This is a genomic window from Pseudomonas sp. Root71 (genome assembly GCF_001429045.1).
Taxonomy (GTDB): domain Bacteria; phylum Pseudomonadota; class Gammaproteobacteria; order Pseudomonadales; family Pseudomonadaceae; genus Aquipseudomonas; species Aquipseudomonas monachiensis.
Map to the genome: position 1 here is coordinate 447,384 of NZ_LMHY01000025.1, position 12,888 is coordinate 460,271.

At 61.1% G+C, this 12,888-nt stretch carries 12 protein-coding genes and 1 tRNA gene; 6 read left to right on the plus strand and 7 right to left on the minus strand.

The features are described 5' to 3' along the window. Positions 1 to 7: 7 nt before the first annotated feature. A complete protein-coding gene (locus ASD95_RS18315; protein WP_056726281.1) occupies positions 8 to 913 on the minus strand; it encodes a LysR substrate-binding domain-containing protein in 906 nt (301 codons plus the stop codon). A gap of 228 nt (positions 914 to 1,141) precedes the next feature. On the opposite strand from ASD95_RS18315, the gene ASD95_RS18320 reads away from it, so the two are divergent. From ASD95_RS18320 to ASD95_RS18345, 6 genes are all read left to right on the plus strand, one after another. Then, positions 1,142 to 2,260: an ABC transporter ATP-binding protein gene (locus tag ASD95_RS18320; protein WP_056726282.1), complete on the plus strand. Its 1,119-nt coding sequence runs from the start codon at positions 1,142 to 1,144 to the stop codon at positions 2,258 to 2,260. Positions 2,261 to 2,275: 15 nt separating this feature from the next. Continuing rightward, a complete protein-coding gene (locus tag ASD95_RS18325) occupies positions 2,276 to 3,196 on the plus strand; it encodes an ABC transporter permease (protein ID WP_056726283.1) in 921 nt (306 codons plus the stop codon). After that, a complete protein-coding gene (locus ASD95_RS18330; protein WP_056726284.1) occupies positions 3,196 to 4,002 on the plus strand; it encodes an ABC transporter permease in 807 nt (268 codons plus the stop codon). Before ASD95_RS18325 ends, ASD95_RS18330 begins: the two co-directional genes overlap by 1 nt. A gap of 27 nt (positions 4,003 to 4,029) precedes the next feature. Then, entirely contained in the window at positions 4,030 to 5,076 is a 1,047-nt protein-coding gene (locus tag ASD95_RS18335; protein ID WP_056726285.1) for an ABC transporter substrate-binding protein, read from the plus strand. Positions 5,077 to 5,136: 60 nt separating this feature from the next. Next, entirely contained in the window at positions 5,137 to 6,591 is a 1,455-nt protein-coding gene (locus tag ASD95_RS18340; protein ID WP_056726286.1) for an amidase, read from the plus strand. An 87-nt stretch (positions 6,592 to 6,678) separates the two neighbouring features. Next, positions 6,679 to 6,755, plus strand: a tRNA-Met gene (locus ASD95_RS18345). Between the two features lie 169 nt (positions 6,756 to 6,924). On the opposite strand, the gene ASD95_RS18350 is transcribed toward ASD95_RS18345, so the two are convergent. From ASD95_RS18350 to ASD95_RS18375, 6 genes are read right to left on the minus strand one after another with little or no spacing between them, the layout of a single operon-like run. Beyond that, positions 6,925 to 8,103, minus strand: coding sequence for a pyridoxal phosphate-dependent aminotransferase (locus tag ASD95_RS18350; RefSeq protein ID WP_056726287.1), 1,179 nt, complete (start codon positions 8,101 to 8,103; stop codon positions 6,925 to 6,927). A gap of 49 nt (positions 8,104 to 8,152) precedes the next feature. Beyond that, positions 8,153 to 8,842 (minus strand): ABC transporter permease, encoded by a 690-nt coding sequence (locus ASD95_RS18355; protein ID WP_056726288.1) that lies wholly within the window; start codon positions 8,840 to 8,842, stop codon positions 8,153 to 8,155. Between the two features lie 13 nt (positions 8,843 to 8,855). Further along, positions 8,856 to 9,569, minus strand: a complete 714-nt coding sequence (locus ASD95_RS18360) for an amino acid ABC transporter permease (RefSeq protein ID WP_056726289.1) — start codon at positions 9,567 to 9,569, stop codon at positions 8,856 to 8,858. Positions 9,570 to 9,605: 36 nt separating this feature from the next. Next, positions 9,606 to 10,382, minus strand: a complete 777-nt coding sequence (locus ASD95_RS18365) for a transporter substrate-binding domain-containing protein (protein WP_056726290.1) — start codon at positions 10,380 to 10,382, stop codon at positions 9,606 to 9,608. A 54-nt stretch (positions 10,383 to 10,436) separates the two neighbouring features. After that, positions 10,437 to 11,252, minus strand: coding sequence for an ABC transporter ATP-binding protein (locus tag ASD95_RS18370; protein ID WP_409078423.1), 816 nt, complete (start codon positions 11,250 to 11,252; stop codon positions 10,437 to 10,439). Positions 11,253 to 11,302: 50 nt separating this feature from the next. After that, positions 11,303 to 12,886 carry a hypothetical protein gene (locus ASD95_RS18375; protein WP_056726291.1) on the minus strand — a complete coding sequence of 528 codons (1,584 nt, stop codon included), beginning with the start codon at positions 12,884 to 12,886 and terminating at the stop codon, positions 11,303 to 11,305. Positions 12,887 to 12,888: the final 2 nt, after the last annotated feature.

A 12,888-nucleotide genomic window follows, 5' to 3' on the forward strand; every position in this document is an offset into this window, starting at 1 on the left:
GGACTTCTCAGGCGCGGATCACCGCCTCCGGGAAGTCCTGCTCCAGTTCGCTCTTTAGCCAGTCGATAAACCACGCCACGTCCGCCGAGAGTTCGGCGGACGGCGTCAGCACCCGATAGCTTTCCAGCTTCACTTGCGCGTCCACCACCCGCACCAGCTTGCCGCTATGGAGCTCTTCGCGCACCAGCACTTCGTTGGCCAGCGCAATGCCCTGCCCGCTCTCGGCCACCGACAAGGCGTGGTCGTTGTTGACGTAGAGCATGTCCGAATTGAGGTGGATGTCGAGGTCATTGGCGGCGAACCACAGGTTCCACCACTCGCCGTCATCGACGTGGATCAGGTTGTGCTTCACCAGGTCCGCGGGACTGTCGATGGGCTCGACGCTGGCCAGATAATCAGGGGAACAGATCGGAAACACCCGAGGACAAATCAGGCTGGTGCGCGAGTGGGCATATTGGCCGTCCAACCCGTAGACGATGCCCAGGTCAGCGCTTTTGCCATCCACCTCGGTGAAGGTCGAATTGGGTTCGATGGCGAATTTCAAGCCCGGACGCAGGTGCCGCATAGCCTCGATGCGCGGCATCAGCCAGCGCTTGGCAAACCCCGGCACCACCATGATGCGCAGCCAGCGTTCGGCGTGCTTGGGTTGCGCCTCTTTTCCGGCCTCGATGATCAACTGCAAGGCGGCGGTGATCTTGCGGTGGTACTTCTCCCCCGCCGTCGTCAGGTTGACCCCGCGAGAGGTGCGCTCGAACAGTTGGATGCCTAGCCAGTCTTCCAGCAATTTCACGTGGCGGCCGATGGCCGGCTGGGTCACGTGCAGGGCCTTGGAGGCTTCGACATAGCTGCCCAACCGGGCCGCGGCATCAAAGGCACGCACTGCGTTGAGCGGCGGCAAACGGTGGTCAGGCATGGTATTCGGGCGCCTTCTGCTGTTAAATTTTTTAACAGCCCCTATGTTAAAATTGAAGTTTCGCCCCCGCAACCCCTCGCTGATAATCGATCCACAGCAGAACAAAAAAACAGCTGGTTACAACACCCGAACGCAATCTCGATCCTGCCCAGAAAAATAATATCCATGGCCCGACGACACAGCTGTTTTCAGCACGTGCGCAGGCGATGGGGGAATCGGAGGTAACGCATGAATGCCCTGCATTCGCTGCAAACGCTGGCGGTGTCCATCCGCTCAGTGCGCAAAGTCTACGGTGATCCAAAGACTGGCCCGGTGGCGCTCAAAAGCATCGACCTGGACATTCGCGACAACGAGTTCTTCACCCTTCTCGGCCCATCGGGCTGCGGCAAAACCACGCTCCTGCGGATGATCGCCGGGTTCGAATTCCCTACCGAAGGCGAGATTCTGCTCTACGGCGAAAACATCGCCGACCGCCCGCCCTTCCAGCGCCCGGTCAACACGGTGTTCCAGCATTACGCGTTGTTCCCGCATATGACCATCGCCGAGAACCTGGCCTTCGGCCTTGAGTCCCACCCGATGGGCAAAGTCCTGAACAAAACGCAATTGGCCGAACGGGTGCGCGAGATGCTCGCCCTGGTGCAGATGGAACGCTTTGCCAACCGCAAGCCGGCGCAGTTGTCCGGCGGTCAGCAACAGCGTGTCGCCCTGGCTCGTGCATTGGCGCCGCACCCCAAAGTCTTGCTGCTCGACGAACCGCTTTCGGCGCTGGACCTCAAGCTGCGCCAGGCCATGCGCGAAGAGCTGAAAACCATTCAGGCCCGCACCGGCATCACCTTCATCTTTGTCACCCATGACCAGGAAGAAGCCTTGACCATGTCCGACCGCATCGCCGTGTTGTCCGAAGGCGAGGTGCAGCAGGTCGGCCGTCCGGAAGACATCTACGAACGCCCGCGCAATCGCTTCGTGGCGGACTTCATCGGTGAAACCAACTTCATCGAAGGCACGGTCACCCGCATCGAAGACGGCCTGGCCTGGTTCGCCGGCCCGGCCGGTCATCCGCTGCCTGCACAGCCATGCAGCGATGTGCGGGTCGGGGCCAACGTCACTTTGTCCGTGCGTCCCGAGCGTTTGCATCTGGTGCCGGGCAATACCGAATGTGCCTTGCCATGCCGAATCGAAGCGCAGATCTACCTCGGCACCGACCTGCAATACCAGGTCAGCCTGAGCGACGGTTCGCGCCTCACTGTGCGCACCCCCAACTGCGTCGACCAGAGCAAACGCTTCGCCGTCGGCAGCCAGGCCGGTCTGTTGTTCGACCAGGGCAGCGCCAGCGTCCTGCACGATTGAGCACGAGGAATCGCCATGCACGCTTTACCGATTGCCAATACCCTGGAACGTCGGCGGGCCTTCCAGAGTTTCCTCGGGGTCAGCCCGGCGCTGATCGCCATCGGCCTGTTTCTGATCGTGCCGATCCTGATTGTCATCGGCTATTCGTTGATGGAGGCCAACCCCTACGGCGGGGTGAACAAGGTATTCAGCAGCGATGCCTACACCTCGTTGCTGTTCGAACGACAACTGGATGACAGCCTGGCCTTCGCCGACTCCTACCTGATCATTGCCCTGCGCTCCATCGGCATCGCCGGGCTGACCACCCTCATCACTTTGCTGATCGGTTTTCCGGTGGCGGTGTGGCTGGCCATGCAGCCGCCCCATCGTCGTGGTCTGCTGATCTTTCTGATCACCGTGCCGTTCTGGGCCAACCTGTTGATCCGCACCTATGCGTGGATTCTGCTGCTGCGCAATACCGGGGTGATCAACAACAGTCTGATGGGCCTCGGAGTGATCGACCAGCCGCTACAACTTCTCTACACCGACGGCGCGGTGCTGCTGGGGCTGGTTTACACCTACGCGCCCTTCGTCGTACTGCCGATCTACGCCACCCTGGAAAAAATGGACATCCGCCTGCTCGAAGCGGCTCAGGACCTCTACGCCGGACGCATTCGAACCTTGCGCAAGGTGGTGTTGCCGATCGCCAGGCCGGGGATTCTCGCCGGCGCCATTCTCACTTTCGTGCCTTGCCTGGGCGCGATGATCGCCCCGGAACTGCTCGGTGGCGGCACGCGGATGATGCTCGGCAACTTGATCTTCCGGCAGTTCAGCGATGCGCGTAACTGGCCATTCGGCGCGGCCCTGTCGCTGGTGCTGATGGCGGCGGTGATGTTGGTACTGACGGTTTATGCCCTGCGTGCCGAGCGCCAGCGCATCGCCAAAGGAGGTGCGTGATGATCAGCCTGTTCAAACGCAACACGCTGGGTGTGCAGGATTTCCCGGGCTTCGGCGGTTTCAGTTTTCTGTTCTACCTGTACCTCTACGCGCCGATCGTGGTGCTGGTGGTGTTCTCGTTCAACGCCAACCAGTCGGCCACGGTGTGGACCGGTTTCAGCCTCGACTGGTATCGCGCGGCCTTCGCCAACCAGGCCCTGCGCCAGGCGGCCGGCAACAGCCTGTTGATCGCGGTCTGCGCCAGCATGGTCGCCACGGCCATCGCCACCCTCGCCGCCCTCGGCACTTCACGGGGTGCGAAGTTCAAGGGCCTGCAACTGTCCATGGGCGCGATCATGTTGCCCCTGGTACTGCCGGAAATCGTGGTCGGCGTCGCCACCCTCGCGCTGTTCTCCACCATCGGCCTGTCCCTGGGCTACGGCAACCTGATCATTGCGCACACCGTGTTCTGTATTCCGTTTGCCTTTCTGCCGATACGGGCACGCCTGAACGACATGGACCTGTCCCTGGAGCAAGCCTCGGCCGACCTGTATGCCGGCCCGTGGCGGACCTTCCGCAAGGTCACGCTGCCGCTGCTGATGCCGGGGATTTTCTCCGGGCTGATGCTGGCCTTCATCGTCTCACTGGATAACTTCGTGATCTCGATGATGGTCTCCCAGGCCGGCACCACGACCTTGCCGATTTTCATCTTCGGCCTGTTGCGCATGGGCGTGACACCGGACGTCAACGCCGTCTCGACCCTGATCCTGGGCGTCTCGGTGCTGTTCGTCACGCTCTCTTATCTGCTGGGCAAAAAGAAAACCTGAACCTTCTACGTACTGTGGGGAAATAGCATGAGCAAGTTGATTGCAAGCATCGGCACTTCGTTGTTCCTGACTTTACCGCTGACCATGGCCGGCAGCGTTCAGGCCTCGGAAAAACTCAACGTGGTGAGTTGGAGCGGTTACTTTTCGCCGGAGATTCTCGCCAAATTCCAGAAGCAGACCGGCATCGAAGTCACCGTTGACTCCTACGATTCCAACGAAACCCTGCTGGCCAAATTGAAGCAGGGGGGTGCCGGTTATGACGTGGCGATCCCGTCGCACCAGTTCGTGCCGATCCTGATCAAGGAAAAACTGCTGGAGCGTTTCGACCCGGTCAACCAGCCCTACTACGCCAGCGTCGTCGACAACCTGAAAAAACCCACCTGGGACCCGGAAGGCGCCTACTCCGTGCCGTTCATCTGGGGTACCACCAGCGTGGTGCTCAACACCGAGCGCTACAAGGGCCCCACCGACAGCCTCAAGGTGCTTTACGAGCCACCGGCCGAGCTGCAAGGGCGGATCAACATGTTCGACTCGGTCAGCGACGTGGTGGACATGGCCAGCCTGTACCTGAATATCCCGCTGTGCAGCGAAGACCCGAAGCAGATGCAGCAGGTTCTGACCCTGCTCAAGGCGCAGAAACCCTTCGTCAAGACCTATAGCTCCAAGGCCGGCTCGATCCGCGAAAACCTCGCCTCGGGTGAAATCGACATGTCGACCTTCTGGGGCGGCTCGTCGATGCGCGCCCGGGAGATGAAACCGAGCCTGAAATACCTGTACCCGAAAGAAGGTGTGCTGGCCTGGGTCGACAACATGGTCATCCCGACCGGCAGCAAGAACCCGGCGAACGCCAAGGCCTTCATCGCGTTCCTCAGCCAGCCTGAAAACGCGGCGATGACCCAGAACTTCCTCAAGCACCAGAGCCCGATCAAGGGTGTGGAGCCGTTCCTTGATGCGAGCCTCAAGGACGCGCCGGAACTGCACATTCCCGAAGGCACCAACGTGGTGTTCAGCAAGACTTGCGGCGAAGGCGCGATCCGCCTGGCCGACCGTCTCTGGACCAACCTGATGCGTTGATCTCTACCGCCCCGACGCGATGGCGGGGCGTTTTTCCAGCCGTCTGAAAGGCCGCTTGCAATGAACTCTAATAACATCAGCGAACTGGTCCTGTTGCAGGCCCACGAGCTCGCCGAACGCATCCGCCTGCGCCAGGTTTCCTGCCGGGAAGTGATGCAGACTTATCTTGCCCATATCGAACGCTTCAACCCGCAGGTCAATGCGCTGGTGAGCCTGCAAGCGCCAGAAGACCTGCTGGCCCGGGCCGATATCCGCGATGCCGAACTGGCGAAAGGCCAATACCGTGGCTGGATGCACGGCCTGCCCCACGCCATCAAGGACTTGTCCCTGACCCGTGGCATCCGCACCACCCTGGGTTCGCCGCTGTACAAGGACTTCATCCCCGAGCGCGACGGCATCATGGTCGAGCGGATCAAGGCCGCCGGCGCGATCATCATCGGCAAGAGCAACACCCCGGAATTCGGCCTCGGCTCGCAAAGCTATAACCCGCTGTTCGGCGCGACCGGTTGTGCCTACGACCCGAGCAAGACCGCAGGCGGCAGCAGCGGTGGCGCGGCGGCGGCGCTGGCCATGCACCTGGTGCCGGTGGCCGACGGCAGCGACATGATGGGCTCCCTGCGCAACCCGGCGGCCTTCAACAACATCTTCGGGTTCCGTCCGTCCCAGGGCCGCGTGCCCTTCGATGACAGTGCCGACCTGTTTATCGACCAACTCGGCTACGAAGGCCCCATGGCTCGCAGCGTGCGCGATGCGGCGTTGCTGTTGTCGGTGCAGGCCGGGGCCGATGCGCGGGCGCCACTGTCCATTGCCCAGCCCGGCAGCGTCTTTGCGGCACCGCTGGGTCGAGACTTCAAAGGCACGCGTCTGGGCTGGCTCGGCGACTTCAACGGCTACCTGCCGATGGAGCAAGGCATCCTCTCGCTGTGCGAGAAGGCCTTTGTCGACTTCGAAAGCCTGGGTTGCCACATTGAACCGGTTCAGTCCGAATTCGCGCCAGAGAAGCTGTGGAGCAGTTGGCGGACGTTGCGTCACTGGATGGTCGCCGGTTCGTTGGGTGCGACTTATGCCGACCCGCAAAAACGTGCGCTGTTGAAACCGGAGGCCTGCTGGGAAGTGGAAAACGGCCTGAAACTCTCGGCCACCGACGTGTTTGCCGCCTCGGTGACGCGCAGCGACTGGTATCGGGCGATCTCCAGGCTGTTCGAAAAATACGACTACCTGCTGCTGCCCAGCGCCCAGGTGTTCCCGTTCGATAAAACCCAACCGTGGCCCGCCGCCATCGAGGGCGTGACCATGGACACTTATCACCGCTGGATGGAGGTGGTGATTCCCGGCACCTTGTCCGGCTGCCCGGTGGCCAACGTACAGGTCGGCTTCAACGCCAGCGGCCTGCCCATGGGCCTGCAAATCATCGGCCGGCACCAGGCCGACTTCGCCGTCCTGCAACTGGCGCACGCGTACGAACAGGCCAGTCGCTGGTTCCAGCGCTGCCCTTCACCCCTGCTCAGAGGATAGATTTTGATAAACGGTTGAAAGCGCAGAGAAATATTTTAGATTTATGCTTGACGCATCCCCGTTACCGGTGAATAATGCGCGCCACTTGGCTACATAGCTCAGTTGGTTAGAGCATAGCATTCATAATGCTGGGGTCCGGGGTTCAAGTCCCTGTGTAGCCACCAAGTACTAAAAACGGCTTACCGCAAGGTAAGCCGTTTTTTTATGCCTCGAGAAAAGTACGCTACGGCGACAGGAAATCCTGTGCCGCCGTATTGAAGTTGTCGCATCGGATTTCGAATGGCTGCCAAGGCAGACAGGGGCAGGCCCCTACGCCCGTTGGCAGCAGAAACGTCATTGTCCGCGAAGGCGCTCGATGAAACCTGCGATTCGGCCACAGGCATCACTGAGCGCTGCGTCGGAGACCGTGAACGAGATGCGTACGAAGCCCGTGGTACTGGCGCCAAAAGCGCTGGCATCGAGTACGGCAACACCGGTTTCACGGAACAGTTGCCAGGCAAAGTCCGTGCTCGACAAGCCCGTCTCCCGCACATCCACCAGCATGAACATGCCCGCCTCAGGCACCTTGCACTTGAGCAGCGGCACGTGGCGCAATCCTTCGACCACCAGGTCTCGGCGCCGACGGTAAAGAGCCCGCCCTTCCCCGACCACTTGCTCATCCAGCTCCAGTGCCTTGAGCGCGGCGGCCTGAATGAACCCCGGCAAGCCGTAGAGCATGCACAGCAACAGGTTATCGAGGTGGCCGATCAGCTCTTGCGGTCCCACCACCCAGCCTACCCGCCAGCCGGTCATGGCATGGGATTTGGACAGACTGTTAAGCACCACGGTGCGCTCGGCCATGCCCTCAAGGGTGGCCACACTCTGGTGCGGACGGTCATAGGTCAGCTGACCGTAAACCTCGTCGCTGATGACCCACAGGTTATGGCGTTGAGCAATCAGCGCAACGGCCTCCAGCTCCTCGCGGGTGTAGACGTTGCCGGTGGGATTGTTCGGCGTGGCCAAGGCGATGCCACGGGTCTTGTCGGTCACCACCGCTTCCAGCGCGGCCAGGGTCAGGCGGAAGTCTTCTTCGGCCGGCTGGGCAATCGGCACCAGGCATGCACCTGAAGCCTGGATGCTCGCCGCGTACGTCAGGTACATGGGTTCCGGCACCAGCACTTCATCGCCTTGTTCGAACAGGCACATGGCCGTGGCATACAAACCGTTCTGTGCGCCGGCCACCAGCGCCACGTTGTCGGCGGACACCGGCTGGCCGAGCAACGCCGACTGCTTGGCGGCAATCGCTTCGCGCAGGGCCGGGCGACCGATCACGTGGGTGTAATGGGTGTCGCCCTCATTGATTGCCTGAACCGCTGCCGCGCATATTTCATCGGCAGTGGCGAAATCCGGATCGCCGATGCTCAACACGATCGCATCTTCACCGCGAGCCTGTGCATCACAGGCTGCGTAGTGAATGTCCCAGGCGGTGACGGTTTCGCCACTGATGCGTTTGACCATGGACGAATATTTCATATGACACTCCTTATGAGCCCTTGGGCCGATGTGTCCATCGACCTTGAAGTCAGGCCTGACGTTGCGGCGTTTTGCCTATCCGGGCAAAACCTTGCTCAATGACAATCGCCAGGATGATGTAGATCACCGCCACCACCAGCAGCGGCTCATAGACACGTAATGTTTGCGAACGTACCAGGTTTGCCGCGCCCAGCAAGTCGGTAACCGCCACGGTCGAGGCCAGCGCCGTGGCCTTGAGCAGCATCACGCTTTCCCCGGCCAATGTCGGGCGCAGCATCTGCAAGGCGCGCGGCATCCACACCCGGCGCAACACCAGCCAGGGGCGCATGCCATAGGCCCGCGCGGCTTCCAGTTCGCCACGCGGTACCGCGCGCAAGCCACCGCGCAACACTTCACCGACGTACGCGGAAACGCTCAAGGTCAGCGCGAACGCCACGTACCAGAAGCCTTCTCGCAAGTACGGCCAGAACATGCTGCCGCGAATCAGCGGGAAGGTCGCAAAAACACTGCCCACGCCGTAGTACAACACGTAAATCTGCACCAGCAGTGGCGTCCCCCGCAGCACGCTGGTGTAAAAGCGCAGGCCGTTGGACAGCAAGCGGTTCTTCGACAAGCGCCCCAGCGCCACGAGCACCGCCATGAAAAAGCCGATAACCCCCGAGATCAGCAACAGCTGCAGGGTCAGTCCGGCGCCCTTGACCAGCTCCTGGTAAAAATTGCCCAGCCAATGAAAGTCCATGCTCGCCCTCCCCTTATGCGTGCCGTGGCATCCAGCGTTCGAAGCGCACTTCGACCCGCCGGAAGACCGAGCTGGAAACCAGCGTGATCAAGTAATAGAACGCTGCCACGGCGAGGTAAAACAGCAAATAGTGCTTGGTCGATGCCGCCGCCTGGCGACCCGCTGTCAGCAATTCGCTGTAACCCACGACGCTGATCAAGGCGCTTTCCTTGACCAGCACCAGCCACAGGTTGGATAACCCGGCGATCGCGAAGGGCAGCATGCACGGCAGGATCACCCTCCTCACCAGCAAACTGCGGGAGATTCCGTAGGCGCGCGCCGCTTCAATCTGACCGTGGGGGATGGACTCGATCGAACCGCGAATGATTTCCCCCGAATAGGCACCCTGCACAATGCCCAGCACCACCACGGCAGCCATGAACCCGTTGATCTCGACGCTCGGCTGGCCGAATGCGGCCAGCGTCAGGTTGATCAGATCGGCACCGGCGTAGTAGAGCAGCAGGATCAGCAGCAATTCCGGCACCGCGCGGTAGAGCGTGGTGTAGCAATTGGCGCAAACGACCATCCAGCGCGGCCCCTTGAGCTTGACCATGGCCACGACCAGGCCGATGGCCAGCCCCAGGACAAAGGCCCCCAGGGAAATCCCCAGGGTCTTGACCATCCCCTGGGCCAAGGCCTGGAGCCAGCCATCGCTGAAGAACAGCCGGGAAATATCAGAAAGTGTCATGAGCACACCTGCGTTGGGTTTGCCGGAAGAAGCTGATTACTCAAGGGCCGAGATATCAGACTTGAAGTAGCGCTCACGGATCTTTTCGTAGCTGCCGTCGGCACGCAGCGATTGCAGCGCCACGTTCAAACGCTCGCGCAGGGCATCGTTGCCTTTGCGCACACCCGCGCCCACACCATCGCCAAACAGCGGGTCAAGCGGAGCCACGCCCTTGCTGGCGAGCATTGAGTTGTCGGGGTTGTCCAGCAGCGGCTCAACCACCAATTGGTCGGCCAACATGATGTCGACGCGACCACTGCGCAGGTCCGCGAGGATGTCGTCCTGGTCGTTGTAATAACGGATGGTGGAGGTTTCGCCGTAGTACTTTTTGACGAACGCGGCGTGGGTGGTCGAACCCTGCACACCAATGATCTTGCCCTTGAGGCCGGCCGGGGTCGGCTCGAGCTCCATGCTGCGATCACCGATCCACAGTGCGCGGGTGAAGAAGTACGGCTGGGTGAAATCGATCACTTGCTGACGCTCGGGAGTGATCGACAACGAGTTGAGCACCACGTCCACCTGTTGCGACTTCAGGGCCGGAATCAGGCCGTCCCAGGACATTTCGTTAAGGCTGCAATCGGCCTTCATGCGCTCGCAGACTGCGGTGATCATCTCCGGTTCAAAGCCACTCCACTCGCCCTTGCCGCTCTTGAAGGAGAACGGCGGGTAAGGTTCCAGGGCGATACCAAACACCAGTTTGTCAGCAGCGAACGAGGTGCTGGCGATGCCGGCCAGCAGGCAGGCTTGCAGGGTGATCAACAGAGTTCTCTTCATGTCTTGATGCCTCTTTTCAGGTTGTAGTTATCGAGGTGAAAACATCAGTGCGGGTTATCCGCGATTGTCCTGGGCCATCACGAATTGACGGCAACGCTCACTGCGTGGATCGAGCAATACCTGCTGCGGCGTACCTTCTTCTTCGATCCGGCCTTGATGCAGGTAGATGACCTTGCTCGACACATCGCGGGCGAAGGCCATTTCGTGGGTGACCAGAATCATCGTCCGCCCCTCTTCGGCGATGCCCTGAATCACCCGCAACACTTCGCCCACCAGCTCAGGGTCCAGGGCCGAGGTCGGCTCATCGAACAGCATCACTTGCGGGCGCATGGCCAGGGCCCGGGCAATCGCTACGCGCTGTTGCTGGCCACCGGACAGAAACGAGGGATACACGTTTCGCTTGTCGATCAGGCCGACTTTTTCCAGCAAGTGCTCGGCATGCGCCGTGGCTTCCTTGCGGTCCTCGCCAAGTACGTACACCGGCGCTTCGATAACGTTTTCCAGCACGGTGCGGTGGGGCCACAGGTTGAAACTCTGGAACACCATGCTCAAGCGCGTGCGCAGACGCTCGACCTGACGCGGATCGGCGATCTGCGCGACGCCACCACGCCCTGACTTCAAACGCACTTCCTCGCCATTGATTCTCAGGCTGCCGCTGCAAGGGATTTCCAGCAGGTTGATGCAACGCAGCAAGGTACTTTTGCCCGAACCACTGGAACCGATCAGTGAGACCACCTCGCCCTCTTTGGCGCGCATCGAAATGCCCTTGAGCACGTGGTGATCGGCATAGCTCTTGTGCAGGTCATCGATGGCAACGACTGCGGTGTCCGTGTGTGACTGGGGGATATTCACGTGGGTGAGTGCTTGCACGTCTGGATCCTCGAATTCTGATTGTTCAGGCAGGCCGGGCAACGCCACGACTATTCGTCGTCGCGCGCCGGGATCCACCACTCTTCACCACGTACGGTGCGTATGTACTCCGGCCAGCGGAAGCGATGAGGGGCTTGAAAGTCGGCCGGCAATAGCGGCGCCTGCCAGTGCTCGCCACCGATGCCGCCGCCGGTGCGCTGGTTGAACTCGTCCGTGGCAGCCTTCAGCAGGTCTTCGTTGCAGAACAGGTCGAGCAAGGTGTTGGCAATGGTTTTCGCCGCCACCTCGATCATCGGGTCGATGGTCTGCGGTATGCCGCCCAGGGCATTGGAGACCCAATCCGGGTACACGTGGCCGGCGGGAGCGCTGAGCATCGGGCGGGCCACCAGCAGACGCACGGTCGGGCAATGCCAGGTGTATTCGGGGTAGTCGTCGGAGGTCAGGTACTTCTGCCATGCCGGCATTTGCAGGCGCATCTGCCGTTCGCATTCCTGCGGGTCGATCAGTTGTTCAGTGGCTGGCAGGAAGGGCTCCGCCATCGGTTCCAGGCCGAGATTGCTCTGGATCTGGCGGGCAATGTCACAGGCCTCGGCGCCCCAATGCGGTGCGCCGACGGCGGCCAGGTTGCTGTACGTCGCACGCGCCAGCACGTGGTTGGGCAGCCCCCCACGGGACTTGCAGACCCAGGTCTTTTTCCACTGGCAACCGGTGGCCATCGCTGCAGCGGCGGCGTTGTTATCCATCACCTTGGAAATGGTTTCGGCCTGCTCGATCGAGTCGCAACGCAGCAGGTACTGGATCTGTGACAGGTGCGGTGGCAGGTTGTCTGCGGTGGCCTGCCCGGCCGTCAGGATGGCCTCGTTGTAACTCCACAAACCGGTGAACGGCAGGGTCGAACGGCGCAGGCTTTCGTTGAGGTTGTAGAAGTGCATCAGCGCATCGTTGGCGCCCGGTGCCCGCGCAGCCAGGTGATTCTGCGGGATCGGACTATAGCGGTCGGCGGCAATCCAGTGTTCCGGGTCTTCGCAGGTGAAGCTGTAGATGTAGGCGTAAGCAATGCCGCAATGGGTATCCCAGGTGGTGGTGTTGTTCAGCGGCAACATGTAGGTGGGGTGAAAGCTGATCGCCGCATCCAGGTTGTCGTAGTAACCCTTGGCCGCGTGTACGGGTTTGGACGCACGGAGCTTTTCCGCCGGCTCACCAAAGAAACGAATGGTGCCCTCGATGCCGAACTCAAGCATCGCCGCCTTCGCCGCGAGCACCCCGCCCAACGCACTGATGCCGAGCGCAGAATGCGGGTCGGTGTGGCCAGGAGCGAATCGCGACAAACCTTCGCGGGGCATCTTGCGGGTGGTGGCAGCCTGGCAGTTACCGGGGACCGCATCGTATTCGGCGTAGGTTGCCAGCACCGGTCCCTGGCCATTACTGAAGGTTGCGCAAAACGCGGTGGGCATGCCGCCGCTGTTTTCTTCGACGGTGAAACCTTCCTTGCGCAACAGATCCACATACCAGGCACAGGACTTGTACTCGCGAAACGCTGGCTCCGCGTAGTGCCAGATGATCTGGTGCCAATCCGATAACTGCTGGCGATGCTGGTCGATCCACTTCAGGGCAAATCTCTTCTGCAATTCCATGC

Coding starts and splice junctions, on each gene's coding strand:
- ASD95_RS18365 (WP_056726290.1), bottom strand. CDS start 10,382: ATGAAGAGAACTCTGTTGATCACCCTGCAAGCCTGCCTGCTGGCCGGC.
- ASD95_RS18355 (WP_056726288.1), bottom strand. CDS start 8,842: ATGGACTTTCATTGGCTGGGCAATTTTTACCAGGAGCTGGTCAAGGGC.
- ASD95_RS18325 (WP_056726283.1), top strand. CDS start 2,276: ATGCACGCTTTACCGATTGCCAATACCCTGGAACGTCGGCGGGCCTTC.
- ASD95_RS18315 (WP_056726281.1), bottom strand. CDS start 913: ATGCCTGACCACCGTTTGCCGCCGCTCAACGCAGTGCGTGCCTTTGAT.
- ASD95_RS18335 (WP_056726285.1), top strand. CDS start 4,030: ATGAGCAAGTTGATTGCAAGCATCGGCACTTCGTTGTTCCTGACTTTA.
- ASD95_RS18340 (WP_056726286.1), top strand. CDS start 5,137: ATGAACTCTAATAACATCAGCGAACTGGTCCTGTTGCAGGCCCACGAG.
- ASD95_RS18320 (WP_056726282.1), top strand. CDS start 1,142: ATGAATGCCCTGCATTCGCTGCAAACGCTGGCGGTGTCCATCCGCTCA.
- ASD95_RS18360 (WP_056726289.1), bottom strand. CDS start 9,569: ATGACACTTTCTGATATTTCCCGGCTGTTCTTCAGCGATGGCTGGCTC.
- ASD95_RS18375 (WP_056726291.1), bottom strand. CDS start 12,886: ATGGAATTGCAGAAGAGATTTGCCCTGAAGTGGATCGACCAGCATCGC.
- ASD95_RS18350 (WP_056726287.1), bottom strand. CDS start 8,103: ATGAAATATTCGTCCATGGTCAAACGCATCAGTGGCGAAACCGTCACC.
- ASD95_RS18330 (WP_056726284.1), top strand. CDS start 3,196: ATGATCAGCCTGTTCAAACGCAACACGCTGGGTGTGCAGGATTTCCCG.